Source organism: Rossellomorea sp. NPDC071047, from assembly GCF_050270195.1.
Classification (GTDB): domain Bacteria; phylum Bacillota; class Bacilli; order Bacillales; family Bacillaceae_B; genus Rossellomorea.
The window spans coordinates 25,707-48,657 of sequence record NZ_JBNNJT010000011.1 but is presented as its reverse complement, the minus strand read 5'-3'; the positions used below and the strand labels follow the sequence as shown (position 1 = coordinate 48,657).

Sequence of the window (22,951 nt, the reverse complement as noted above, 5' to 3'; positions counted from 1 at the left end):
TCCAAAGTACGCTGTTCTTAATGCAGATGACGAATGGTATGAGCGCTACAGCTATATGACCCCACATGAAGTGATAAGCTATGGACTTGAAGGGCTCCAAATGTGGCATCATCGCTGATCTCAACCGTTTCAATTTTTGGCTTTTCAATTTCGATCATTAATATTTACCCTCCTTCAAAACGTCGAAACTCCGGGCTAAATAAGTTAAAGTCCGAAATTCCCCATGTTTACGTTCCCTATTGTGCACCAACAACTGGTTACTTTTCTGAATGAACGTATCTTGTATCATATCCCATTATAGACAACGATACAAAATTTATACAGAAAAATTAAACGCGGCGACGTTTTGGTGGACGGCATCCATTATGAGGAACTGGAGTAACGTCTCTGATTGCAGTAACTTCTAGACCTGCTGCTTGAAGAGCACGGATAGCTGCTTCACGACCAGCACCAGGACCTTTAACTGTTACTTCAAGAGTTTTTAAACCATGTTCTTGAGAAGCTTTCGCTGCAGTTTCAGCTGCCATTTGCGCTGCGAATGGAGTGGATTTACGAGAACCTCTGAATCCTAGTGAACCTGCACTTGACCAAGCAACAGCATTTCCGTGAACATCAGTAATAGTTACGATTGTGTTATTGAATGTAGAACGAATGTGTGCAATACCAGCTTCGATATTCTTTTTCACACGACGTTTACGAGTGTTTGTTTTACGTGCCATACTAAGAAGTAACCTCCTTTACCTATTATTTTTTCTTGTTAGCTACAGTCTTACGAGGACCTTTACGTGTACGAGCATTGTTCTTCGTATGTTGTCCACGAACAGGTAGTCCACGACGGTGACGAAGACCGCGGTATGAACCGATTTCCATAAGACGTTTGATGTTTAGTGATACTTCACGACGAAGATCACCTTCTACTTTTAATTTATCAACGATATCACGAATCTTTCCTAGTTCGTCGTCAGTTAGATCGCGAACGCGAGTATCCTCAGATACACCAGCTTCAGATAAGATTTTCGCTGCAGTATTTTTACCAATACCGTAGATGTATGTTAATGAAATGACAACACGTTTGTCACGTGGAATGTCTACACCAGCAATACGTGCCATAGTGATAGCGCACCTCCTTTAAGATTAGCCTTGTTTTTGTTTGTGTTTAGGGTTTTCACAGATAACCATGACTTTACCTTTTCTACGAATAACTTTACATTTTTCGCAGATTGGTTTAACAGATGGTCTAACTTTCATCTTATTCTAACCTCCTTAATAGTACGGAGTGCAATAGATTATTTATAACGATATGTGATTCTACCACGAGTTAAGTCATACGGTGATAATTCTACTGTTACCTTGTCACCAGGTAAGATACGAATGAAATGCATACGGATCTTTCCTGAAACATGTGCCAGTACTGTATGACCATTTTCTAATTCTACCTTAAACATCGCATTAGGCAAAGTCTCGGCGACCTTACCTTCAACTTCAATTACATCATCCTTAGCCATCGAACATGTCTCCCTTCTTCTCATCATTTAAAACTTCGTTTACAAACTTTGAAACAGCATAACGCAGTTTACCGTTCGTAACTCTTCCTGTTTCTATAATACTGTTTTGAACTTCTGGAGAAACATAGTCACACAAGTGAAGATGAGCGATGTTCTTTCGCTTAGCGCGATCAAACTTTCTTCGATCTCCATCTGCTATGAGTACAAAACGTTCATCCAATTGCTGAACAACGACCGAGTAGCTTCCTGTTTCTCTCCCTTTAAGGGTTTGAACAATTTGGCCTATCCCCGGAATCGTCGAATCTGACTCGATCAATCCAATCACCTTCACTTAGGCTTTCGTCAATATCTCATAGCCGTCTTCAGTAATTGCAATGGTGTGTTCAAAGTGCGCACACATTTTATCATCTACTGTGACGACTGTCCAGTTATCTGATAACGTTCTAACATATCGACTTCCTGCATTAACCATAGGTTCAATAGCCAGTACCATGCCAGGCTTTAAACGAGGACCTTTGTTGGGTGGTCCATAATGAGGAATTTGCGGATCCTCATGTAAGTCTTGACCAACTCCGTGCCCCACATACTCTCGAACGATAGAAAAGCCATTAGCCTCAACAAATGTTTGTATACTATGAGAGATATTCGACAGACGCTCGCCTGGTTTAGCTTCCTTAAGTCCCAGAAATAATGACTCTTCCGTAACATCCAGAAGCTTCTGGGTTTCATCATCTATTGTTCCAACTGGATATGTCCAAGCTGAGTCACCGTGATAACCGTTATACTTAGCACCGATATCGATGCTGATTATATCGCCATCCTTCAATACCCGATCGCCTGGAATTCCATGAACCAACTCATTGTTGACGGATGCACAGATGCTGCCACGAAACCCATTATACCCTTTAAAAGATGGAATTGCATCATGTTTACGAATGAATTTTTCAGCAATTGCATCCAATTCCTTCGTCGATATTCCCGGAGAAATATGCTTTTGCAATTCCGCATGAGTTAATGCCACAATCTTTCCAGCTTGCCGCATAATCTCAATCTCTCTCGGAGTTTTAGAAATGATCATTATGAAAGGCCTCCAAGTAGTTCATCAATGTCATCAAACACTCTATGGATGTCTTGTTGACCGTCAATGTTTTTCAGATAGCCTTTATCTTCGTAGTAAGCCAATAGTGGTTGAGTTTGCTTGATGTTTACGTCCAAGCGGTTTTGAACCGTTTCTTCGTTATCATCTGCGCGTTGATATAACTCGCCGTCGCAGCGATCACAAACGCCCTCTTCTGTTGGCGGATTAAAGACAAGATGATAAGTAGCGCCGCACTCTTTACAGATCCTGCGACCTGTCAAGCGCTCCATCAGGATGTCCTTATCTACATTTATATTAATGACATAATTCATTTTTTTACCAAGATCAGCCAGGATGTTTTCAAGTGCTTCTGCCTGAGCAACCGTTCTTGGAAACCCATCCAGTAAGAAGCCTTTTTCACAGTCCTCTTTGCTTAAACGTTCACGAACGATACCGATTGTCACTTCATCAGGAACAAGGTCGCCATTATCCATGAATGATTTAGCCTTCAAGCCTAGTTCAGTACCGCCTTTAATAGCTGCACGGAACATATCGCCAGTAGATATATGGGGGATACCATATTTATCTACGATCTTTTCAGCTTGAGTGCCTTTTCCTGCGCCTGGTAAGCCCATAAGAACTATATTCACTCTCGAACTCCCCCTAATTGTCTATAAAATGGCTTCAGGAACAAAAGTTCCCGAAAACCCTCTTATTTAATAAATCCTTTGTAGTGACGTTTCACTAACTGCGCTTCCAGTTGCTTCATTGTCTCAAGTGCAACCCCTACTACGATGAGTAAGCTTGTTCCACCGATTTGAGCTGCAGGAGGTAATCCCGCAAAGTTAATGAAGAAAACAGGAAGAATAGAAATGACAGCTAAGAAGATTGCCCCAACAAATGTTAGACGATACAGAACGCGAGTGAGATACTCTTGTGTGGTTTTACCTGGACGAATACCAGGGATATATCCACCTTGCTTCTTCAAGTTTTCAGCCATTTGTTCTGGGTTCACTTGAATGAAAGCATAGAAATACGTAAAGGCAACGATCAGAGCTACATAGATGATCATACCAACTGGTTTAGTGTAATCAAAGATGTACTGAATAGTACTCGTCACATCATTTTCTCCGAAGAAAGATGAAATGGTCTGTGGCGTGATTATGAAAGAAATCGCAAAGATAACTGGAATAACACCCGCAGCATTTACTTTTAACGGTAGATGTGTTGATTGTCCACCAACCGGACTACGCCCCACTAAACGTTTTGCATATTGAATCGGAATTTTACGAAGTGCTTGTTGAATAAACACGACACCAACCACGATTGCAATAACTGCTAAAACAAGAAGTGCAAGAACCACAATTCGAAGGAAAAGCTGTTCGCCTGCCCCTTCAATTTGTTGAGCATAGATTTGGTTTACTGTGTTAGGGATAGCTGCAACGATACCTGCAAAGATCAGGATCGAAATACCATTCCCTACACCTTTAGCTGTAATTTGTTCACCCAACCACATAAGAAAAGCCGTACCAGCTGTTAGAACTAACGCTATTAGTAGGTACGTACTAACTCCCGGGCTTTGGATAAGCATTCCACCATATATTCTATTGAAGCCATAGGACATACCTAAAGCTTGGATGAATCCGAGAACGATGGTGAAATAACGTGTGAACTGAGCTAATTTACGGCGTCCGACTTCACCTTGCTTAGACCACTCTGTAAACTTCGGAACAACATCCATTTGCAGGAGCTGTACGATGATAGAAGCAGTAATGTAAGGCATAATTCCCATCGCAAAGATAGAGAAGTTTTGCAGTGCACCGCCACCAAATGTATTCAGGAATCCGAGAATTCCTGCCTGGTCCTGCATTTTCAATACATTAGCGTCTACGTTTGGTACCGGAATGAAGGTACCAAGACGGAAGACTATTAACATTAGAAGGGTGAAAATAATTTTATTTCTTATATCACCCACGCGCATAAAATTGGAGATAGTTTGAAACATTAGATCACCTCGGATGTACCGCCAGCAGCTTCGATAGCTTCTTTAGCAGTGGTTGAGAATTTTTGTGCTTTTACTGTAAGCTTTTTCTCGATTGAACCTTTACCAAGAATCTTAATTCCCGCTTTTTCGTTACTCACTACGCCAGTTTCTACAAGTAGAGCTGGAGTAACTTCTGTACCATCTTCGAAGCGATTCAATGCGTCAAGGTTGACGATTGCATATTCTTTACGATTGATGTTCGTGAATCCACGTTTTGGTAGACGTTGGAATAATGGTGTTTGACCACCCTCAAAGCCAGGACGAGTTCCGCCACCTGAACGAGCGTTTTGTCCTTTATGACCTTTACCAGAAGTCTTTCCATTACCTGAACCAATACCACGTCCCACACGATTGCGGACCTTACGTGAACCTTCTGTAGGCTTTAACTCATGTAATTTCATGTCGGCACCTCCTTTTTTTCGAAAGAAATCGATTATTTTTCTGTAACCGTTACAAGGTGAGCAACTTTATTGATCATACCGCGGATAGCAGCATTATCTTGTTGTTCAACTGTTTGATGCATTTTGCGAAGTCCTAAAGCTTCAACAGTTTTACGTTGATCTTGTGGACGACCAATTGTACTGCGAGTGAGGGTAATTTCTAGTTTGTTAGCCATCGTTATCCCTCCCTTATCCTAATATCTCTTCTACTGATTTACCACGTAATTTTGCAACGTCTTCAGCACGCTTTAATTGTTTTAAACCTTCGATAGTAGCGCGAACCATGTTAATTGGAGTGTTAGATCCTAAAGATTTAGATAGGATATCTTGAACACCAGCTAATTCAAGTACGGCACGAACAGGTCCACCGGCAATAATTCCTGTACCTGCAGAAGCAGGTTTGATCAGAATTTGACCAGCACCAAATCGTCCAGTTACTAGGTGAGGTGTTGTACCCTCAACCATAGGAACTTCAATTAGATTTTTCTTCGCATCTTCAATCGCTTTACGGATTGCATCAGGTACTTCCTGAGCTTTACCAGTTCCGAAACCAACGTGACCGTTTTTGTCGCCTACTACTACAAGAGCAGCGAAACGGAAACGACGTCCACCTTTAACAACTTTCGCAACACGATTGATTGTAACTACGCGTTCTTCAAATTCTAGTTTACTTGGATCAATACGACGCATCTGGATTGTCCCTCCTTTTTTTATTAAAATTCTAAGCCGTTTTCACGAGCTGCTTCAGCTAAAGCCTTGATACGGCCATGATATAAATATCCTCCACGGTCAAATACCACGGATTTCATTCCTTTATCTACTGCACGTTTCGCAACTAGTTCTCCAACTTTTGCTGCTGCATCGATAGTAGCGGCTGAGTCTAGATCGAAATCTTTATCTTGAGAAGATGCACTTACTAGAGTAACACCGTTCACGTCATCGATAAGTTGAGCGTAGATATTTTTGTTAGAACGGAAAACGTTCAAACGAGGACGAGTTTCAGTTCCAGTAATTTTTGAACGGACACGAGCATGTCTCTTCTTACGTGTTTTGTTCTTATCTGGCTTAGTAATCACCTACGGTCACTCCTTTCTTTTGCCTACGCGGCATTATTTACCTGTTTTACCTTCTTTACGACGAACATATTCACCTTCGTAGCGAATACCTTTTCCTTTGTAAGGCTCAGGAGAGCGTACAGCACGAATGTTTGCAGCTAATGCTCCAACACGTTCTTTATCGATACCTTTGATAGATATCTTTGTGTTTGCCGGTACTTCGATCTCGATACCTTGTTCTGGTTCGATCTCAACTGGGTGAGAGTAACCAACGTTAAGTACAAGCTTAGTACCTTGTTTTTGAGCACGGTAACCTACACCGACTAGCTCAAGATTTCTTTGGTATCCTTTAGATACACCTTCAACCATGTTCGCGATTAGGGCACGAGTTGTACCGTGTAACGCGCGGTGTTCTTTTGCATCAGAAGGGCGAGTAATTGTTACTACGTTTCCTTCTAATTCAACTTTAATATCAGAATTGAATGTACGAGAAAGTTCCCCTTTAGGTCCTTTTACAGTTACAGTGTTATCTTCACCTACTGTTAGAGTAACGTCAGATGGAATTTCGATTGGTAGTTTTCCTACACGTGACATCCTGTTGCACCTCCATTCATATAAAAAATATTACCAAACGTAAGCTAGAACTTCTCCGCCTACTTGTTGAGCACGAGCTTCTTTATCAGTTAAAACACCTGTAGAAGTAGAAACAAGCGCGATACCTAAACCGTTTAATACTCTAGGTACTTCTGTAGATTTCGCATATACACGTAAACCAGGTTTAGAGATACGCTTTAATCCAGTAATTACACGTTCGTTGTTTGCTCCATATTTTAAGAAAATGCGGATAACACCTTGCTTGTTATCTTCTACATATTCTACGTCACGTACGAAACCTTCACGTTTAAGGATTTCTGCAATTTCTTTCTTGATGTTAGAAGCAGGAACTTCTAATCTTTCGTGACGAACCATGTTCGCATTACGGATGCGAGTAAGCAAATCTGCAATTGGATCTGTCATTGTCATAATAATTTACCTCCTTCCCAATATAGGGTATTACCAACTAGCTTTCTTAACGCCAGGAATCTGACCCTTGTATGCAAGTTCACGGAAACAAATACGGCAAAGCTTGAATTTACGGATAACTGAATGAGGACGTCCGCAACGTTCGCAACGTGTGTACGCTTGAACATTATGCTTTGGCGTGCGTTTTTGTTTCGCAATCATAGATTTTTTAGCCACATTTTCGCCTCCCTTATATAGCGATTACTTTTGGAATGGCATTCCGATTTGTGTCAATAATTCACGAGCTTCTTCGTCTGTGTTCGCAGTTGTTACGATTACGATATCCATACCACGTACTTTAGACACTTTATCATAGTCAATCTCAGGGAAAATCAATTGCTCTTTAACTCCTAATGTGTAGTTACCGCGACCGTCGAATGCTTTTTTAGAAACACCACGGAAGTCACGTACACGTGGAAGTGAAACAGAAATTAATTTATCTAAGAATTGGTACATACGCTCTCCACGAAGAGTAACTTTTGCACCGATAGGCATACCTTCACGAAGACGGAAGCCTGCGATAGATTTTTTAGCTTTCGTTACAACTGGCTTTTGACCAGTGATTTGAGTCAACTCATCAACAGCTACATCAAGAGCTTTTGAGTTTTGAACAGCTTCACCGATACCCATGTTGACAACGATCTTTTCAACTTTAGGTACTTCCATTACTGATTTGTAATTGAATTTGCTCACTAGAGCTGGACTGATTTCTTGTTGAAATTTTTCTTTTAGGCGGTTCATTCAGAATACCTCCCTTCTTAATCGTACTATTTATCTAGAACTTCACCTGATTTTTTTGCTACACGTACTTTTTTGCCGTCTTCTGTCTTATAACCTACACGAGTTGGCTCGTTAGATTTCGGATCTAGAAGCATAACATTTGATACATGGATAGATGCTTCTTGGCTGATGATTCCGCCTTGCGGGTTCATCTGTGAAGGCTTAGCGTGTTTTTTTACAACGTTGATTCCTTCAACTAGCACTCGGTCTTTCTTAGGGAATGAAGCAAGAACAACACCTGTTTTGCCTTTATCTTTCCCAGTAATGACCATTACTTTATCGCCTTTTTTTACATGCATTTCATCGCACCTCCTTGAATGGCCCAATGCTAAATATCTATTAAAGAACTTCTGGAGCTAAAGATACAATTTTCATAAAGTTGCTGTCACGTAGTTCGCGAGCAACAGGTCCGAAGATACGAGTTCCACGTGGTCCCTTATCGTCACGGATAATTACACAAGCGTTCTCGTCGAACTTAATGTAAGTACCGTCTTGACGACGTACACCAGATTTAGTACGTACAACAACCGCTTTTACTACGTCACCTTTTTTAACAACGCCACCTGGTGTTGCTTGTTTTACTGTACACACGATAACATCACCGATGTTAGCTGTTTTGCGTCCAGAACCACCAAGCACTTTGATAGTTAATACTTCACGAGCACCAGAGTTGTCAGCAACTTTTAAACGTGATTCTTGTTGAATCATGTAGGTAACCTCCCTTCGGAATATAAGATATCCGAACAAATATATTAGATAATAACTGCTTTTTCAACAACTTCTACTAAACGGAAACGTTTTGTAGCAGATAGTGGACGAGTCTCCATGATACGTACGATATCGCCTACTTTTGCTTCGTTGTTCTCATCATGAGTTTTAAACTTCTTAGAGTACTTAACGCGCTTGCCGTATAGAGAATGCTTTTTATAAGTTTCTACCATAACCGTTACTGTTTTATCCATTTTGTCGGAAACAACACGGCCAGTGTATACCTTACGTTGGTTGCGGTCACTCATTTAAGCAAACCTCCTCTCATTTATCGATTGTTAACCCCGATCTCTCTTTCACGGATTACAGTTTTCATACGAGCGATCCCTTTGCGGACTTCACGGATGCGAGCTGTATTTTCTAATTGCCCAGTCGCAAGTTGGAAGCGAAGGTTAAATAACTCTTCTTTCAGAGTCTTTACTTTTTGTTCAATTTCAGCAGTGGTTAGGTCACGAATTTCATTAGTTTTCATTTGATTCACCACCAATTTCCTCACGTTTTACAAACTTCGTTTTGATTGGAAGTTTGTGTGATGCTAGACGAAGTGCTTCACGAGCTACCTCTTCAGACACACCAGCGATTTCAAACATGATTTTTCCAGGCTTAACTACTGCTACCCAACCTTCTGGAGCACCTTTACCTGAACCCATACGTACTTCTAAAGGTTTTGCAGTGTAAGGTTTATGAGGGAAGATTTTAATCCATACTTTACCGCCACGTTTCATGTAACGAGTCATAGCGATACGAGCTGCCTCGATTTGACGGTTTGTGATCCAAGAAGCTTCCACTGCTTGTAAACCGTATTCACCGAACGCTACCTCTTGACCGCCTTTAGCACGTCCACGCATTTTTCCGCGGTGTTCGCGACGATGTTTAACGCGTTTAGGTAATAACATAATTATTTGCCTCCTTCCTCAGATTTCTTTCTTGTAGGAAGAACTTCTCCACGGTAGATCCATACTTTAACGCCAAGCTTACCATAAGTTGTGTCAGCTTCTGCATGAGCATAGTCAATGTCAGCGCGTAGTGTATGAAGTGGAACAGTACCTTCACTGTAATGTTCTGCACGAGCGATATCTGCTCCGCCTAAACGACCAGATACTTGTGTTTTGATTCCTTTTGCTCCAGCACGCATAGCACGTTGGATTGATTGCTTTTGAGCACGACGGAAAGAAACACGGTTTTCTAATTGACGAGCGATGTTTTCTGCTACTAGTTTAGCATCAACGTCAGCTCTTTTGATTTCAACGATGTTGATGTGTACACGTTTTGAAGTAAGTTCGTTAAGTGCTTTACGAAGAGCTTCAACTTCTGTACCACCTTTACCGATAACCATACCAGGCTTAGCTGTATGAACAGTAATGTTAATACGATTTGCAGCGCGCTCGATTTCAACTTTAGAAACTGAAGCGTCTACTAAACGTTTTGCAATATATTCACGTACTTTAATGTCTTCGTGTAAAAGATTGGCGTAATCTTTATCTGCGTACCATTTAGATTCCCAATCACGGATTATACCGACACGAAGTCCGACCGGATGTACTTTTTGACCCACAGCTTATCCCTCCTTCTTTTCTGATACGACAAGTGTAATGTGACTTGTACGTTTGTTAATTTGACTTGCACGTCCCATCGCACGAGGACGGAAACGTTTAAGTGTTGGTCCTTCATTTACATAAGCCTCAGTTACCACTAGGCTATTAATATCCATGTCAAAGTTGTGCTCTGCGTTCGCAATAGCAGACTTAAGTACTTTTTCGATTACTGGTGAAGCAGCTTTAGGTGTATGCTTTAAGATAGCAACCGCTTCTCCAACTTGCTTACCTCGGATTAGATCAACGACTAAACGTACTTTACGAGGAGCAATACGTACTGTTCTTGCAACAGCTTTTGCTTGCATTAGGATACCCTCCTCTCAATTAGCGTCTTGTTTTCTTATCATCACTTGCATGACCTTTGTAAGTACGAGATGGTGCGAATTCACCAAGCTTGTGTCCTACCATGTCTTCAGTGACGTATACAGGTACATGTTTACGACCATCGTAAACTGCGATAGTGTGACCGATGAATGCTGGGAAGATCGTTGAGCGACGAGACCAAGTTTTAACAACTTGTTTGCCTTCAGTTTCGTTCAATTTCTCAACCTTACTCATTAAATGATCATCAACAAAAGGTCCTTTTTTTAAGCTACGACCCATGTTTGAACCTCCCTTCGTGATTGATCTACGGCTCTTTTCAGGAACCGTAGTACAATCCCGTTATTTTTTGCGACGACGCACAATAAATTTATCAGATTTGTTGTTTTTCTTACGTGTCTTGTATCCAAGAGTAGGTTTCCCCCATGGAGACATTGGTGATTTACGTCCGATTGGAGCGCGTCCTTCACCACCACCGTGTGGGTGATCGTTAGGGTTCATTACAGAACCACGAACTGTTGGGCGTTTACCTAACCAACGAGAACGTCCGGCTTTACCAATGTTGATAAGTTCGTGTTGTTCATTTCCAACTTGACCTACAGTAGCACGACAAGCAGATAGAATCATACGAGTTTCACCAGAGTTAAGACGTACAAGTACATATTTACCTTCTTTACCAAGTACTTGAGCAGATGTTCCAGCAGAACGTACTAACTGGCCACCCTTACCTGGTTTAAGTTCGATATTGTGTACGATTGTACCAACTGGGATGTTGATAAGTGGTAATGCGTTACCCACTTTGATATCTGCTTCAGGTCCAGACATTACTTCCATACCTACTTCGATTGTTTTCGGTGCAAGAATGTAACGTTTTTCCCCATCAGCGTAGTTAATTAGTGCAATGTTTGCTGAGCGGTTTGGATCGTATTCGATCGTAGCAACGCGTCCAGGTATACCATCTTTTTCACGTTTAAAATCGATGATACGGTATTGGCGCTTATGACCGCCACCTTGATGACGAACTGTTAACTTACCTTGGTTGTTACGGCCACCCTTTTTGTGTAGGGGTGCTAAAAGTGACTTTTCCGGAGAATCTGTAGTGATTTCAGCGAAATCAGAACTAGTCATGCCGCGACGACCATTAGAGGTAGGTTTATACTTTTTAATCGCCATGTTTTTCCCTCCTCTTCTTAATTAAAGAATTTTATACTTCAAAGAATTCGATTTCTTTACTATCAGCAGTAAGCTTAACGATTGCTTTACGACGCTTGTTAGTGTAACCAGCGTGTTTACCCATACGTTTGAACTTACCTTTGTAGTTCATGATGTTAACTTTATCTACTTTCACGTCAAAGATTTCTTCAACAGCGTCTTTTACTTGAGTTTTGTTAGCTCTAGTATCAACTTCGAAAGTATACTTTTTCTCAGACATAAGATCAGTTGAAGCCTCTGTAATTACGGGGCGCTTAATGATTTCACGTACATCCATTATGCAAGCACCTCCTCTACTTTTTCAACAGCTGATTTAGTGATCACTAGTTTGTCGTGTCCTAATACATCCAGAACGCTAATTCCATCAGCAGGAACTACAGTTACACCAGGGATGTTACGAGCTGAAAGTGCTACGTTTTCGTCGATGCCATCAGTGATTACTAATGTTTTAGAATCAACAGATAGACCTTTAAGAACGTTAGCAAATTCTTTTGTTTTAGGAGCATCGAATGATAATGCTTCTAATACTAAGATGTTTTCTTCTACTACTTTAGAAGAAAGAGCAGATTTGATCGCTAAGCGACGAACCTTCTTTGGAAGTTTGTAGCTGTAGCTGCGTGGAACTGGTCCAAATACAGTACCACCACCGCGCCATTGTGGAGAACGGATTGACCCTTGACGAGCACGGCCAGTTCCTTTTTGACGCCAAGGCTTACGCCCACCGCCACGTACTTCAGAACGATTTTTTACTTTGTGATTCCCTTGACGTAAAGAAGCTCTTTGCATCAATACTGCTTCAAACATTACATGTTTGTTTGGTTCGATACCAAAAACAGTGTCATTAAGTTCGATATCACCAACTTTAGAACCGCTTTGGTTAAATAATGCTACTTTCGGCATTCTTGTTTCCTCCTTTCTTGAAAAGTTCTATTAGTTTGCTTTAATAGCTGACTTTACTTTGATCAGTTGTTTCTTAGGTCCAGGTACATTACCTTTAACTAAGATAAGGTTACGATCTGCATCAACTTTTACAATTTCAAGGTTTTGAATTGTAATTTGCTCTCCGCCCATACGTCCAGGTAGTAATTTACCTTTGAATACACGGTTTGGATCAACAGGACCCATTGAACCAGGACGACGGTGGTAACGAGAACCATGGGACATAGGTCCGCGGGATTGGTTATGACGCTTGATAGCACCTTGGAATCCTTTACCTTTTGAAACTCCTGTTACATCTACGATTTCGCCTGCTGCGAAAATATCAACTTTGACTTCTTGACCAACTTCGTACTCTTCTACGTTTACACCGCGGATTTCACGGATGAAGCGCTTAGGAGCAGTTTCAGCTTTAGCAACGTGGCCTCTCTCTGGTTTGTTAGAAAGCTTTTCACGTTTGTCTTCAAAACCTACTTGGATAGCTTCGTAGCCATCAACATCGATAGATTTCTTTTGAAGTACCACGTTTTGAGCAGCTTCGATAACAGTTACAGGGATAAGATCACCGTTTTCAGCAAAAACTTGAGTCATACCAATCTTTCTTCCTAAGATTCCTTTGGTCATAAGTCACACCTCCTAATAATTATGGTTTTTATGAATTAAAGTTTGATTTCGATATCTACACCTGATGGTAAGTCTAAACGCATAAGCGCATCAACTGTTTGAGGTGTTGGGTTTACAATGTCGATTAAGCGTTTATGAGTACGCATTTCGAATTGCTCACGAGAATCTTTGTATTTGTGCACAGCACGTAAGATTGTGTAAACAGACTTTTCAGTCGGTAGTGGGATCGGTCCAGAAACCGCCGCACCAGAACGTTTTGCTGTTTCAACAATTTTCTCAGCTGATTGATCAAGAATTCTGTGATCATAAGCCTTTAAACGGATACGAATCTTTTGTTTTGCCATTATTTTCCCTCCTTTATCGCCTATTTTTGAATAGACATTCTCCACAGAAATTTCCCACACACTCGCCATGGCAAAGCGGCCGTGTGTGTCAGCAACCTTCTGTTTCATCGCAGTCAAAGACCAACATTGTCTATTATAACTAAAACACCTAGAAGATGCAACTGTTTCTTGCAAATTCTTTATGTTTTGCACACTTTCTCTATTATACAAACGAACCGTGGTATTTTCAAGGTTATGTGGTATTTTCACAATATTTAATATAACAATGTGAATGGATTAAAGTAATTTAATCCAAAGTGAACTATTAATCATTCTTGTATAGTCCTTAGTTATAATATTTCTTCAAGAGTAAGTGCTTGTTGATTTCCGCTCCGGGATGCTCGCTTTCCGCGGGGCGTGAGTTGAGCATCCCTCCGCTACAATCAACTTAGATTTTTTCAAATATATATGGATGAAGATCTCAACCATATTAAAATCACGCTTCATAAACAGTGTGATTTGATAATCTAAAGTAAGCTAGTACTTCATAAAGTATAGAAGCTTTATAAATTTGCACAATCTCATCTTATATAGAAGAAACTCGTCAAGACTTCTATCTTGTCCTTATATATACAAAACATTTATAAAGAAATTCACACAAAAAAAAACAGATGGACATGATGTCCATCTGTTTTTGATATCAATGATTACTCAGTGATTGTAGCTACTACTCCAGCACCTACAGTACGTCCACCCTCACGGATAGAGAACTTAGTACCTTCTTCGATAGCGATTGGAGCGATAAGCTCAACAGTCATTTCGATGTTATCGCCAGGCATAACCATTTCAACACCTTCAGGAAGGTTACAGATACCAGTTACGTCAGTTGTACGGAAGTAGAACTGTGGGCGGTAGTTAGTGAAGAATGGAGTGTGACGTCCACCCTCTTCTTTAGAAAGAACATAAACTTCTGCTTTGAACTTTGTGTGTGGAGTGATTGTACCTGGCTTAGCAAGTACTTGTCCACGTTGGATATCTTCACGAGCTACACCACGAAGTAGTGCACCGATGTTGTCTCCAGCTTCAGCATAGTCAAGAAGCTTACGGAACATTTCTACACCTGTTACAGTTGTAGATTTTGGCTCTTCAGAAAGACCGATGATGTCGATAGTGTCTCCAACTTTAACTTGTCCACGCTCAACACGACCAGTAGCAACTGTACCACGACCTGTGATTGAGAATACATCCTCAACAGGCATCATGAATGGCTTTTCAGTGTCACGCTCTGGAGTTGGGATGTAGCTATCTACAGCTTCCATTAGTTCGTAGATTTTCTCTTCCCACTCAGCTTCTCCTTCAAGAGCTTTAAGAGCAGAACCTTTGATTACTGGTACGTCATCGCCAGGGAAATCGTACTCAGAAAGAAGGTCACGTACTTCCATTTCTACTAATTCAAGTAGCTCTTCGTCGTCTACCATATCACATTTGTTCATGAATACAACTAGGTATGGAACACCTACTTGACGAGAAAGAAGGATGTGCTCACGAGTTTGTGGCATTGGGCCGTCAGCAGCAGAAACTACTAGGATCCCACCATCCATTTGTGCAGCACCAGTGATCATGTTTTTAACATAGTCAGCATGTCCTGGGCAGTCAACGTGTGCATAGTGACGAGTATCAGTTTCGTACTCAACGTGTGCAGTAGAGATTGTGATTCCACGCTCTCTTTCTTCTGGAGCACCATCGATTTGGTCATATGCCATTGCAGTTCCACGACCATACTTCTTGTGAAGTGTAGTTGTGATTGCAGCTGTTAGAGTTGTTTTACCGTGGTCAACGTGACCGATTGTACCGATATTCGCATGTTGCTTGGAACGATCAAATTTTTCCTTACCCATTTGAAAATCCTCCTTTGATTTTAAAGAAAATAAGTATATTTTGGGTGCCTCAGAGATAGCTAAAAAACCATCTCTGACACAACAATTGCTTACATTAGTATTTATACTTTATAAAAGCGAATAAATCAATTATTCACCTTTATTTTTTTTGATGATTTCTTCAGAAATCGATTTAGGTACTTCTTCATAGTGATCGAAGTGCATGGAGTATGTTCCACGTCCTTGTGTGTTAGAACGAAGGGAAGTTGCATATCCAAACATTTCTGATAGAGGTACGAACGCTTTAACGACTTGAGCGTTACCGCGTGCTTCCATACCTTCTACACGTCCACGACGAGAAGTTACATCACCCATGATATCTCCAAGGTATTCCTCAGGGATAACAACCTCTACCTTCATCATTGGCTCAAGGATTACCGGCTTACATTTAGAAGCAGCATTCTTAAGTGCCATTGATGCAGCGATTTTGAACGCCATCTCAGAGGAGTCAACGTCATGGTATGAACCATCGAATAATCTTGCTTTAACATCAACAAGTGGGAAACCAGCTAAGACACCATTTTCTAAAGCGTCAGATAGACCGGCTTGTACTGCAGGGATGTATTCACGAGGAACAACACCACCGACGATACCGTTCTCGAATTCGAATCCTTTACCTTCTTCGTTAGGTGAGAATTCGATCCAAACGTGTCCGAATTGTCCACGTCCACCAGATTGACGGGCAAACTTACCTTCAACTTTAGCCGTATCACGGAAAGTCTCACGGTAAGATACCTGAGGAGCTCCTACGTTTGCTTCTACTTTGAATTCACGTTTCATACGGTCAACGATGATATCTAAGTGAAGCTCACCCATACCTGCGATGATAACCTGTCCAGTTTCCTGATCAGTATGCGCACGGAATGTTGGATCTTCCTCTTGAAGTTTTTGTAGAGCAGTAGTCATTTTATCTTGGTCAGCCTTTGACTTAGGCTCAACAGATAGAGAGATAACCGGCTCTGGGAATACCATTGATTCAAGAATAACAAGACTCTTTTCATCACATAGTGTATCTCCAGTAGAAGTATCTTTAAGACCAACAGCTGCTGCAATGTCTCCAGCGTATACAGTAGAGATCTCTTCACGGGAGTTAGCGTGCATTTGCAGGATACGTCCTACGCGCTCACGTTTACCTTTAGAAGAGTTTCTTACGTATGAACCAGAATCTAATGTTCCTGAGTACACACGGAAGAATGTTAATTTACCAACATAAGGGTCAGTTGCAACTTTGAACGCTAATGCAGAGAATGGCGCATCGTCAGCTGATGGACGAGTTACTTCTTCTTCTGTATCAGGAACAAAACCTTTGATATCTTCAACGTCTGTTGGCGCTGGAAGATAGTCGATAACTGAGTCAATTAATAATTGAACCCCTTTGTTTTTAAATGCAGATCCACAAACTACCGGGTAGAACTCAACAGTCAGTGTAGCCGCACGGATAGCAGCTTTGATTTCTTCGTTAGAAAGCTCTTCACCTTCTAAGTACTTCATCATAAGCTCTTCATCAAGTTCAGAAACAGCTTCAATTAACTTGCCGCGGTATTCATCAGCTTGATCTTTGTACTCTTCAGGAATGTCACGAGCTTCTGCACGCGTTCCAAGGTCATCTTCATAGAAGTAAGCTTTCATTTCTACTAAGTCGATGATACCTTCGAAATCATCCTCAGCTCCGATTGGAAGCTGAATAGGATGCGCATTCGCTTGTAAACGTTCATGAAGTGTCCCAACAGAGTAAAGGAAGTCAGCACCGATTTTGTCCATTTTATTAACGAACACAACACGGGGAACCCCGTAAGTTGTTGCTTGGCGCCAAACAGTTTCAGTTTGAGGCTCAACACCAGATTGAGCATCAAGTACTGCTACTGCACCATCAAGTACACGCAATGAACGCTCAACTTCAACAGTGAAGTCTACGTGTCCCGGTGTATCGATGATGTTAATACGATGGCCTTTCCATTGAGCTGTTGTCGCAGCAGAAGTGATAGTGATACCACGTTCTTGCTCTTGCTCCATCCAGTCCATTTGAGAAGCACCTTCGTGAGTTTCTCCAATTTTATGGATACGACCTGTATAAAATAGGATACGCTCAGTTGCAGTTGTTTTACCAGCATCGATGTGAGCCATGATACCGATATTACGAGTGTTTTCTAAGGAGAACTCTCTAGGCATGCGGTCTTTCTCCTTCCTTATATGAGAATGATTAGTTTGTTTAAGATCAGATTACCAACGATAGTGAGCAAACGCTTTGTTCGCTTCAGCCATCTTGTGTGTATCTTCACGCTTCTTAACAGAAGCTCCAGTGTTATTAGCTGCATCAAGGATTTCGTTAGCTAAACGCTCTTCCATTGTCTTCTCACCGCGAAGACGAGAGTAGTTTACTAACCAACGAAGACCTAATGTAGTACGACGCTCTGGACGTACCTCTACAGGTACTTGATAGTTTGAACCACCAACACGACGAGCTTTTACTTCCAATACCGGCATGATATTTTTCAAAGCTGCATCGAATACTTCCATTGCATCTTTACCTGAACGCTCGCTAATGATATCAAACGCTGCGTATAATTTCTTTTGAGCTTTACCTCTTTTACCGTCAATCATGATTTTGTTGATTAAACGAGTAACTAATTTAGAATTGTACATTGGATCAGGTAAAACGTCTCTTTTTGCTACAGGACCTTTACGTGGCATGTGATTTCCTCCTTTCAACGAGAAATGAATTTATAGTTTTTTTATTATTTTTTAGCTGCTTTAGGGCGCTTAGTTCCGTATTTAGAACGTCCTTGCATACGGCCTTCAACTCCAGCTGTATCAAGCGCACCACGTACGATGTGATAACGTACCCCCGGTAAATCCTTTACACGTCCTCCACGGATAAGAACAACACTGTGTTCTTGAAGGTTATGTCCGATACCAGGAATGTAAGCAGTAACCTCGATTCCATTTGTCAAACGAACACGAGCATATTTACGTAGCGCCGAGTTCGGTTTCTTTGGAGTCATAGTACCAACACGAGTACATACACCACGTTTTTGTGGAGAAGACAAGTTAGTGTGCACTTTCTTAAAGCTGTTATAACCTTTGTTAAGTGCAGGTGACTTTGATTTAGTTGATTTAGACTGACGAGGCTTGCGAACTAATTGGTTAATAGTTGGCATTTTGTTTTCCTCCCTTCTTATTTGGTAAGCCCACACATCCAGGTGGTTCTTTTTTGGGTAAAAGTAAAGTTTTTGCAGATAGCTTCTACAAAAACTATTTTACTGTATAATCGCAACAGCTGCTGCTCCAACATCTATTCCGCACGATTTTCCAAGTTTCTTCATAGAGTCCACTTTGTTAACCGGTACTTTAAGATCAATAGCGGCCTGAACTACTTTGGCTGTAACTTTGGGATCAGCATCCTCCGCAATAACAACTTCTAGTACATGACCTGTTTTTAGAGCTTTCACTGCTTGCTTTGTTCCTACAATAATTTCTTTAGCCTGCGCTACTTTTTCATAAGACATTTCATATCCTCCAAAGTAACAGGTTATTAATAGGAGCAACCTTGAATATATTATCATCTTAAAATCTCTATGTCAACATAGATTTAAAAGATTTATAAAAGCTAACTCTTAGAGCTTGTGTTTGAGCAATCAAACGCGCCTAAGAGTTAGCCTAAATAGATTACTCTACTGTTACTGTTTCTTCACTAGTATCTTCTGCTAATACCGGCTCTGCCTTGCGGTAACGTTGCATACCTGTACCGGCAGGAACCAATTTACCGATGATAACATTTTCTTTCAATCCAAGTAACTCATCACGTTTTCCTTTAATGGCAGCGTCCGTTAACACACGAGTTGTTTCCTGGAACGATGCTGCTGATAAGAAGGAGTCCGTTTCAAGTGAAGCTTTGGTGATTCCGAGCAGTACAGGACGTCCTGTTGCCGGAAGCTTCCCGCCAAATAGAGCTTTTTCATTCGCATCTCTGAATTGATGGATATCCATAAGTGTACCTGGCAGTACCTCAGATTCACCCGCATCAATAACACGAACCTTGCGTAGCATTTGACGAACCATAACCTCAACGTGTTTGTCGCCGATTTCAACCCCTTGCATACGGTATACTTTTTGTACCTCACGCAGCAAGTATTCTTGAACGGCTGACACATCACGCACTTTAAGAAGTTCTTTTGGATCGATTGAACCTTCAGTGATTTCCTGACCGCGTACTACTTTATCATTCACAGCGAATTTCAAGCGGGCTGTGTAAGGAGCTGTGTAACTTCTCGTTTCCACATCACCTTGAACGGTAATTTCGTACTGACGATCTTTTCCTTCACTGATGGAAGTAATGACACCATCGATTTCAGAAATAACGGCTTGACCTTTAGGATTACGCGCTTCGAAGATTTCTTGGATACGCGGTAAACCTTGAGTGATATCGTCTCCTGCAACCCCACCGGTATGGAACGTACGCATCGTTAACTGTGTACCCGGTTCCCCGATGGATTGAGCAGCGATGATCCCAACAGCTTCCCCTACTTCGACTTTTTGTCCTGTTGCCAAGTTCGTTCCGTAACATTTCTCACATACACCATGTCTAGTGTTACATGTGAATGCAGAACGGATCGAAACATGTTCGACACCAGCATCAATGATCGTCTTAGCTAAGTCTTCTGTGATCAGCTGATTTTCTGTGATGATGATTTCATCTGTCTCAGGATGACGTAATGTTTTACGTGAATAACGACCAAGTAAACGTTCTTCAAGAGGTTCGATGATTTCTGTACCCTCTTTAATAGATCCTACAAGTAGGCCTCTGTCCGTTCCACAGTCCTCTTCACGAACGATTACATCCTGGGCCACATCAACAAGACGACGTGTCAGGTAACCTGAGTCAGCTGTTTTCAGTGCTGTATCGGCAAGACCTTTACGGGCACCATGTGTAGAGATAAAGTACTCAAGAACCGTTAAACCTTCACGGAAACTTGATTTGATCGGTAACTCAATGATACGACCAGCCGGGTTGGCCATCAGTCCACGCATACCAGCAAGCTGAGTGAAGTTAGATGCGTTACCACGGGCACCTGAATCACTCATCATGAAGATTGGGTTGCGTTTATCCAGTGTCGCCATCAATTTACCTTGGATAGTATCTTTCGCAGCACTCCAGATTGAGATAACACGATCGTATCTTTCATCTTCTGTAATAAGACCACGTTTAAATTGTTTTAATACGTTGTCGACTTTACTTTGTGCTTCGATTAAGATTTCTTCTTTTTCCGCTAGTACGACGATATCTGCGATACCAACCGTAATACCGGCTTTGGTAGAGTATTTGAATCCTAAGTCTTTCATCTTATCAAGCATACGAGACGTTTCAGTGATAGCAAACTTCTTGAATACTTCCGCAATGATATTCCCTAAGAATCCTTTTTTGAACGGGTTGATTAACTCACGGTTTTGGAATACCTCTTTGACGTCCGTTGACGGATCAACAAAGTAGTTCTCAGGAGTAGCTACTTCCAAGTTCGTTCTTGTTGGTTCGTTAATGAACGGGAATGTATCCGGTAAGATCTCGTTAAAGATTACTTTACCTACCGTAGTTAATAATAATTGTTTGTTTTGCTTCTCTGTGAACGTTTTGTTGTTGATGGTGCTGGCATGGATCGCTATACGGGTATGCAAATGTACATAACCATTTTGATAAGCTAGAATGACTTCATTTGCATCATTGAAGATCATACCTTCACCAACAGCATTTTCACGCTCAAGTGTCAGGTAATAGTTACCTAATACCATATCCTGGGACGGAGTAACAACTGGCTTACCGTCTTTCGGATTAAGGATGTTTTGGGCAGCAAGCATCAGCATGCGTGCTTCAGCTTGTGCTTCGGAAGATAAAGGCACGTGAACCGCCATTTGGTCACCATCGAAATCCGCGTTGTATGCAGTACATACAAGTGGATGAAGACGGATCGCTCTACCTTCGACAAGAGTTGGTTCAAATGCTTGAATACCAAGTCTGTGAAGAGTAGGTGCACGGTTTAAGAGAACTGGATGTTCTTTAATGACCCCTTCTAATACGTCCCATACTTCCGGTTGTACGCGTTCGATCTTGCGTTTTGCACTCTTAATGTTGTGAGCCAATCCTTTTTCAACAAGTTCTTTCATAACGAATGGCTTGAATAACTCAAGAGCCATTTCTTTAGGAAGACCACATTGATACATCTTAAGGTTAGGTCCAACGACGATTACAGAACGACCAGAATAGTCAACACGTTTACCAAGAAGGTTCTGACGGAAACGACCTTGCTTCCCTTTAAGCATGTGTGAAAGGGATTTTAATGGACGGTTACCTGGTCCAGTAACTGGACGTCCGCGGCGGCCATTATCAATTAAAGCGTCGACCGCTTCTTGAAGCATACGCTTCTCGTTTTGAACGATGATGCTTGGAGCACCAAGGTCCAACAAACGTTTCAAACGGTTATTACGGTTAATAACACGACGGTATAAATCATTTAAGTCAGAAGTTGCAAAGCGTCCACCGTCAAGTTGAACCATCGGACGAAGCTCTGGAGGAATGACAGGCAGTACATCAAGAATCATCCAATCCGGATCATTTCCTGAGTTTCTGAAGGATTCCACTACTTCTAAACGTTTGATTGCACGGGTACGGCGTTGACCTTGAGCTGTTTTCAATTCTTCTTTAAGGAAATCAGCTTCTTTATCCAGGTCAATGTCTTGAAGAAGCTTTTTAATCGCTTCAGCCCCCATTGCAGCCTGGAATTTAACTCCGTATTTCTCACGATACGCACGGTACTCTTTCTCAGAAAGAAGTTGCTTTCTTTCCAGAGCCGTGTCACCCGGTTCCGTTACGACATAGGAAGCGAAGTAAATAACTTCTTCCAAAGCACGTGGAGACATGTCTAAAACAAGTCCCATACGGCTTGGAATTCCTTTGAAGTACCAGATGTGGGATACAGGGGCAGCCAGTTCAATGTGACCCATACGTTCACGGCGAACTTTAGCCTTTGTTACTTCAACACCACAGCGGTCACAAACGACGCCTTTATAGCGGACGCGCTTGTATTTTCCACAGTGACATTCCCAGTCCTTCGTAGGACCGAAGATACGCTCACAGAATAAACCATCTTTTTCAGGTTTTAATGTACGATAGTTAATCGTTTCAGGTTTTTTAACCTCCCCGAAAGACCACGAACGGATCTTATCGGGGGAAGCTAAACCAATTTTCATATACTCAAAATTATTTACATCTAGCAAGGGGC

General features: G+C 41.5%; 35 protein-coding genes and 1 pseudogene. All 36 read right to left on the bottom strand.

Going from position 1 to position 22,951, the window contains the following annotated elements; genetic code table 11:
• Positions 1-56 precede the first annotated feature (56 nt).
• Positions 57-158 (bottom strand): annotated as a pseudogene (locus ACQKFO_RS22870) (DNA-directed RNA polymerase subunit alpha); the annotation flags it as partial.
• A 171-nt stretch (positions 159-329) separates the two neighbouring features.
• Entirely contained in the window at positions 330-719 is a 390-nt protein-coding gene (gene rpsK / locus ACQKFO_RS22865; RefSeq protein WP_032085294.1) for a 30S ribosomal protein S11, read from the bottom strand.
• Between the two features lie 25 nt (positions 720-744).
• Positions 745-1,110, bottom strand: a complete 366-nt coding sequence (gene rpsM, locus ACQKFO_RS22860) for a 30S ribosomal protein S13 (protein WP_034765943.1) — start codon at positions 1,108-1,110, stop codon at positions 745-747.
• A gap of 24 nt (positions 1,111-1,134) precedes the next feature.
• Positions 1,135-1,248, bottom strand: a complete 114-nt coding sequence (gene rpmJ / locus ACQKFO_RS22855; RefSeq protein ID WP_003156543.1) for a 50S ribosomal protein L36 — start codon at positions 1,246-1,248, stop codon at positions 1,135-1,137.
• 38 nt (positions 1,249-1,286) lie between these two features.
• Positions 1,287-1,505, bottom strand: a complete 219-nt coding sequence (gene infA / locus ACQKFO_RS22850; protein WP_034765945.1) for a translation initiation factor IF-1 — start codon at positions 1,503-1,505, stop codon at positions 1,287-1,289.
• Positions 1,498-1,821: a KOW domain-containing RNA-binding protein gene (locus ACQKFO_RS22845; RefSeq protein ID WP_427601287.1), complete on the bottom strand. Its 324-nt coding sequence runs from the start codon at positions 1,819-1,821 to the stop codon at positions 1,498-1,500. Before ACQKFO_RS22845 ends, infA begins: the two co-directional genes overlap by 8 nt.
• Before the next feature lie 15 nt (positions 1,822-1,836).
• Positions 1,837-2,583, bottom strand: a complete 747-nt coding sequence (map, locus tag ACQKFO_RS22840) for a type I methionyl aminopeptidase (protein ID WP_148971245.1) — start codon at positions 2,581-2,583, stop codon at positions 1,837-1,839.
• Positions 2,583-3,233 (bottom strand): adenylate kinase, encoded by a 651-nt coding sequence (locus ACQKFO_RS22835; RefSeq protein ID WP_427601285.1) that lies wholly within the window; start codon positions 3,231-3,233, stop codon positions 2,583-2,585. The genes map and ACQKFO_RS22835 overlap by 1 nt, the downstream gene beginning before the upstream one ends.
• A gap of 62 nt (positions 3,234-3,295) precedes the next feature.
• Positions 3,296-4,588: a preprotein translocase subunit SecY gene (gene secY, locus ACQKFO_RS22830; protein ID WP_113970898.1), complete on the bottom strand. Its 1,293-nt coding sequence runs from the start codon at positions 4,586-4,588 to the stop codon at positions 3,296-3,298.
• On the bottom strand, positions 4,588-5,028 hold the full coding sequence (gene rplO, locus ACQKFO_RS22825; protein WP_113970897.1) for a 50S ribosomal protein L15: 441 nt from the start codon (positions 5,026-5,028) through the stop codon (positions 4,588-4,590). The genes secY and rplO overlap by 1 nt, the downstream gene beginning before the upstream one ends.
• Positions 5,029-5,060: 32 nt before the next feature.
• A complete protein-coding gene (gene rpmD / locus ACQKFO_RS22820) occupies positions 5,061-5,243 on the bottom strand; it encodes a 50S ribosomal protein L30 (RefSeq protein ID WP_044340532.1) in 183 nt (60 codons plus the stop codon).
• Positions 5,244-5,256: 13 nt separating this feature from the next.
• Positions 5,257-5,757 carry a 30S ribosomal protein S5 gene (gene rpsE, locus ACQKFO_RS22815; RefSeq protein WP_044340531.1) on the bottom strand — a complete coding sequence of 167 codons (501 nt, stop codon included), beginning with the start codon at positions 5,755-5,757 and terminating at the stop codon, positions 5,257-5,259.
• Positions 5,758-5,780: 23 nt separating this feature from the next.
• Positions 5,781-6,143 carry a 50S ribosomal protein L18 gene (gene rplR / locus ACQKFO_RS22810; protein WP_113970895.1) on the bottom strand — a complete coding sequence of 121 codons (363 nt, stop codon included), beginning with the start codon at positions 6,141-6,143 and terminating at the stop codon, positions 5,781-5,783.
• A 33-nt stretch (positions 6,144-6,176) separates the two neighbouring features.
• On the bottom strand, positions 6,177-6,716 hold the full coding sequence (rplF, locus tag ACQKFO_RS22805) for a 50S ribosomal protein L6 (RefSeq protein WP_427601281.1): 540 nt from the start codon (positions 6,714-6,716) through the stop codon (positions 6,177-6,179).
• 30 nt (positions 6,717-6,746) lie between these two features.
• Positions 6,747-7,145, bottom strand: a complete 399-nt coding sequence (gene rpsH / locus ACQKFO_RS22800; RefSeq protein ID WP_060674108.1) for a 30S ribosomal protein S8 — start codon at positions 7,143-7,145, stop codon at positions 6,747-6,749.
• Positions 7,146-7,175: 30 nt separating this feature from the next.
• The gene (locus tag ACQKFO_RS22795; protein ID WP_010191505.1) at positions 7,176-7,361 is read right to left on the bottom strand and encodes a type Z 30S ribosomal protein S14; all 186 of its coding nucleotides are present in this window, start codon (positions 7,359-7,361) and stop codon (positions 7,176-7,178) included.
• A 24-nt stretch (positions 7,362-7,385) separates the two neighbouring features.
• Complete coding sequence (gene rplE, locus ACQKFO_RS22790; RefSeq protein WP_148971242.1) at positions 7,386-7,925, bottom strand: 50S ribosomal protein L5; 540 nt, start codon at positions 7,923-7,925, stop codon at positions 7,386-7,388.
• A gap of 26 nt (positions 7,926-7,951) precedes the next feature.
• Positions 7,952-8,263 (bottom strand): 50S ribosomal protein L24, encoded by a 312-nt coding sequence (gene rplX / locus ACQKFO_RS22785; protein ID WP_034765969.1) that lies wholly within the window; start codon positions 8,261-8,263, stop codon positions 7,952-7,954.
• A gap of 40 nt (positions 8,264-8,303) precedes the next feature.
• The gene (rplN, locus tag ACQKFO_RS22780) at positions 8,304-8,672 is read right to left on the bottom strand and encodes a 50S ribosomal protein L14 (RefSeq protein WP_032085280.1); all 369 of its coding nucleotides are present in this window, start codon (positions 8,670-8,672) and stop codon (positions 8,304-8,306) included.
• Positions 8,673-8,716: 44 nt separating this feature from the next.
• Positions 8,717-8,980: a 30S ribosomal protein S17 gene (gene rpsQ / locus ACQKFO_RS22775; RefSeq protein ID WP_032085279.1), complete on the bottom strand. Its 264-nt coding sequence runs from the start codon at positions 8,978-8,980 to the stop codon at positions 8,717-8,719.
• Between the two features lie 20 nt (positions 8,981-9,000).
• Positions 9,001-9,204 (bottom strand): 50S ribosomal protein L29, encoded by a 204-nt coding sequence (rpmC, locus tag ACQKFO_RS22770; protein WP_032085278.1) that lies wholly within the window; start codon positions 9,202-9,204, stop codon positions 9,001-9,003.
• The gene (rplP, locus tag ACQKFO_RS22765) at positions 9,194-9,628 is read right to left on the bottom strand and encodes a 50S ribosomal protein L16 (RefSeq protein WP_044340527.1); all 435 of its coding nucleotides are present in this window, start codon (positions 9,626-9,628) and stop codon (positions 9,194-9,196) included. The genes rpmC and rplP overlap by 11 nt, the downstream gene beginning before the upstream one ends.
• A 2-nt stretch (positions 9,629-9,630) precedes the next feature.
• Positions 9,631-10,287, bottom strand: coding sequence for a 30S ribosomal protein S3 (gene rpsC, locus ACQKFO_RS22760; RefSeq protein WP_034765973.1), 657 nt, complete (start codon positions 10,285-10,287; stop codon positions 9,631-9,633).
• A 3-nt stretch (positions 10,288-10,290) separates the two neighbouring features.
• Positions 10,291-10,632, bottom strand: coding sequence for a 50S ribosomal protein L22 (gene rplV / locus ACQKFO_RS22755; RefSeq protein WP_034765976.1), 342 nt, complete (start codon positions 10,630-10,632; stop codon positions 10,291-10,293).
• 19 nt (positions 10,633-10,651) lie between these two features.
• Positions 10,652-10,930 carry a 30S ribosomal protein S19 gene (rpsS, locus tag ACQKFO_RS22750; RefSeq protein ID WP_148971241.1) on the bottom strand — a complete coding sequence of 93 codons (279 nt, stop codon included), beginning with the start codon at positions 10,928-10,930 and terminating at the stop codon, positions 10,652-10,654.
• Positions 10,931-10,990: 60 nt separating this feature from the next.
• Complete coding sequence (gene rplB / locus ACQKFO_RS22745) at positions 10,991-11,821, bottom strand: 50S ribosomal protein L2 (RefSeq protein WP_044340525.1); 831 nt, start codon at positions 11,819-11,821, stop codon at positions 10,991-10,993.
• Positions 11,822-11,852: 31 nt separating this feature from the next.
• Positions 11,853-12,137, bottom strand: a complete 285-nt coding sequence (gene rplW, locus ACQKFO_RS22740; RefSeq protein ID WP_058300085.1) for a 50S ribosomal protein L23 — start codon at positions 12,135-12,137, stop codon at positions 11,853-11,855.
• Positions 12,137-12,760, bottom strand: coding sequence for a 50S ribosomal protein L4 (gene rplD, locus ACQKFO_RS22735; protein WP_148971240.1), 624 nt, complete (start codon positions 12,758-12,760; stop codon positions 12,137-12,139). The genes rplW and rplD overlap by 1 nt, the downstream gene beginning before the upstream one ends.
• Positions 12,761-12,790: 30 nt before the next feature.
• Complete coding sequence (gene rplC / locus ACQKFO_RS22730) at positions 12,791-13,420, bottom strand: 50S ribosomal protein L3 (protein WP_148971239.1); 630 nt, start codon at positions 13,418-13,420, stop codon at positions 12,791-12,793.
• Positions 13,421-13,455: 35 nt separating this feature from the next.
• Positions 13,456-13,764, bottom strand: coding sequence for a 30S ribosomal protein S10 (rpsJ, locus tag ACQKFO_RS22725; protein WP_007085291.1), 309 nt, complete (start codon positions 13,762-13,764; stop codon positions 13,456-13,458).
• Between the two features lie 686 nt (positions 13,765-14,450).
• Positions 14,451-15,641 carry an elongation factor Tu gene (gene tuf, locus ACQKFO_RS22720; protein ID WP_113970887.1) on the bottom strand — a complete coding sequence of 397 codons (1,191 nt, stop codon included), beginning with the start codon at positions 15,639-15,641 and terminating at the stop codon, positions 14,451-14,453.
• A gap of 129 nt (positions 15,642-15,770) precedes the next feature.
• Positions 15,771-17,849, bottom strand: coding sequence for an elongation factor G (gene fusA, locus ACQKFO_RS22715; RefSeq protein WP_148971238.1), 2,079 nt, complete (start codon positions 17,847-17,849; stop codon positions 15,771-15,773).
• 51 nt (positions 17,850-17,900) lie between these two features.
• A complete protein-coding gene (rpsG, locus tag ACQKFO_RS22710; RefSeq protein WP_034765993.1) occupies positions 17,901-18,371 on the bottom strand; it encodes a 30S ribosomal protein S7 in 471 nt (156 codons plus the stop codon).
• Positions 18,372-18,415: 44 nt separating this feature from the next.
• On the bottom strand, positions 18,416-18,838 hold the full coding sequence (gene rpsL / locus ACQKFO_RS22705; protein ID WP_032085266.1) for a 30S ribosomal protein S12: 423 nt from the start codon (positions 18,836-18,838) through the stop codon (positions 18,416-18,418).
• 99 nt (positions 18,839-18,937) lie between these two features.
• A complete protein-coding gene (locus ACQKFO_RS22700) occupies positions 18,938-19,186 on the bottom strand; it encodes a 50S ribosomal protein L7ae-like protein (RefSeq protein ID WP_148971237.1) in 249 nt (82 codons plus the stop codon).
• 160 nt (positions 19,187-19,346) lie between these two features.
• The gene (rpoC, locus tag ACQKFO_RS22695; RefSeq protein WP_148971236.1) at positions 19,347-22,946 is read right to left on the bottom strand and encodes a DNA-directed RNA polymerase subunit beta'; all 3,600 of its coding nucleotides are present in this window, start codon (positions 22,944-22,946) and stop codon (positions 19,347-19,349) included.
• Positions 22,947-22,951 lie beyond the last annotated feature (5 nt).

Excerpts from the sequence above, each read along its gene's own strand:
- rpsK (WP_032085294.1), bottom strand. The coding sequence starts at position 719 with ATGGCACGTAAAACAAACACTCGTAAACGTCGTGTGAAAAAGAATATC.
- rpsM (WP_034765943.1), bottom strand. The coding sequence starts at position 1,110 with ATGGCACGTATTGCTGGTGTAGACATTCCACGTGACAAACGTGTTGTC.
- rpmJ (WP_003156543.1), bottom strand. The coding sequence starts at position 1,248 with ATGAAAGTTAGACCATCTGTTAAACCAATCTGCGAAAAATGTAAAGTT.
- infA (WP_034765945.1), bottom strand. The coding sequence starts at position 1,505 with ATGGCTAAGGATGATGTAATTGAAGTTGAAGGTAAGGTCGCCGAGACT.
- map (WP_148971245.1), bottom strand. The coding sequence starts at position 2,583 with ATGATCATTTCTAAAACTCCGAGAGAGATTGAGATTATGCGGCAAGCT.
- secY (WP_113970898.1), bottom strand. The coding sequence starts at position 4,588 with ATGTTTCAAACTATCTCCAATTTTATGCGCGTGGGTGATATAAGAAAT.
- rplO (WP_113970897.1), bottom strand. The coding sequence starts at position 5,028 with ATGAAATTACATGAGTTAAAGCCTACAGAAGGTTCACGTAAGGTCCGC.
- rpmD (WP_044340532.1), bottom strand. The coding sequence starts at position 5,243 with ATGGCTAACAAACTAGAAATTACCCTCACTCGCAGTACAATTGGTCGT.
- rpsE (WP_044340531.1), bottom strand. The coding sequence starts at position 5,757 with ATGCGTCGTATTGATCCAAGTAAACTAGAATTTGAAGAACGCGTAGTT.
- rplF (WP_427601281.1), bottom strand. The coding sequence starts at position 6,716 with ATGTCACGTGTAGGAAAACTACCAATCGAAATTCCATCTGACGTTACT.
- rpsH (WP_060674108.1), bottom strand. The coding sequence starts at position 7,145 with ATGACAATGACAGATCCAATTGCAGATTTGCTTACTCGCATCCGTAAT.
- rplE (WP_148971242.1), bottom strand. The coding sequence starts at position 7,925 with ATGAACCGCCTAAAAGAAAAATTTCAACAAGAAATCAGTCCAGCTCTA.
- rplX (WP_034765969.1), bottom strand. The coding sequence starts at position 8,263 with ATGCATGTAAAAAAAGGCGATAAAGTAATGGTCATTACTGGGAAAGAT.
- rplN (WP_032085280.1), bottom strand. The coding sequence starts at position 8,672 with ATGATTCAACAAGAATCACGTTTAAAAGTTGCTGACAACTCTGGTGCT.
- rpsQ (WP_032085279.1), bottom strand. The coding sequence starts at position 8,980 with ATGAGTGACCGCAACCAACGTAAGGTATACACTGGCCGTGTTGTTTCC.
- rpmC (WP_032085278.1), bottom strand. The coding sequence starts at position 9,204 with ATGAAAACTAATGAAATTCGTGACCTAACCACTGCTGAAATTGAACAA.
- rplP (WP_044340527.1), bottom strand. The coding sequence starts at position 9,628 with ATGTTATTACCTAAACGCGTTAAACATCGTCGCGAACACCGCGGAAAA.
- rplV (WP_034765976.1), bottom strand. The coding sequence starts at position 10,632 with ATGCAAGCAAAAGCTGTTGCAAGAACAGTACGTATTGCTCCTCGTAAA.
- rpsS (WP_148971241.1), bottom strand. The coding sequence starts at position 10,930 with ATGGGTCGTAGCTTAAAAAAAGGACCTTTTGTTGATGATCATTTAATG.
- rplB (WP_044340525.1), bottom strand. The coding sequence starts at position 11,821 with ATGGCGATTAAAAAGTATAAACCTACCTCTAATGGTCGTCGCGGCATG.
- rplW (WP_058300085.1), bottom strand. The coding sequence starts at position 12,137 with ATGGATGTACGTGAAATCATTAAGCGCCCCGTAATTACAGAGGCTTCA.
- rplD (WP_148971240.1), bottom strand. The coding sequence starts at position 12,760 with ATGCCGAAAGTAGCATTATTTAACCAAAGCGGTTCTAAAGTTGGTGAT.
- rplC (WP_148971239.1), bottom strand. The coding sequence starts at position 13,420 with ATGACCAAAGGAATCTTAGGAAGAAAGATTGGTATGACTCAAGTTTTT.
- rpsJ (WP_007085291.1), bottom strand. The coding sequence starts at position 13,764 with ATGGCAAAACAAAAGATTCGTATCCGTTTAAAGGCTTATGATCACAGA.
- tuf (WP_113970887.1), bottom strand. The coding sequence starts at position 15,641 with ATGGGTAAGGAAAAATTTGATCGTTCCAAGCAACATGCGAATATCGGT.
- fusA (WP_148971238.1), bottom strand. The coding sequence starts at position 17,849 with ATGCCTAGAGAGTTCTCCTTAGAAAACACTCGTAATATCGGTATCATG.
- rpsG (WP_034765993.1), bottom strand. The coding sequence starts at position 18,371 with ATGCCACGTAAAGGTCCTGTAGCAAAAAGAGACGTTTTACCTGATCCA.
- rpsL (WP_032085266.1), bottom strand. The coding sequence starts at position 18,838 with ATGCCAACTATTAACCAATTAGTTCGCAAGCCTCGTCAGTCTAAATCA.
- ACQKFO_RS22700 (WP_148971237.1), bottom strand. The coding sequence starts at position 19,186 with ATGTCTTATGAAAAAGTAGCGCAGGCTAAAGAAATTATTGTAGGAACA.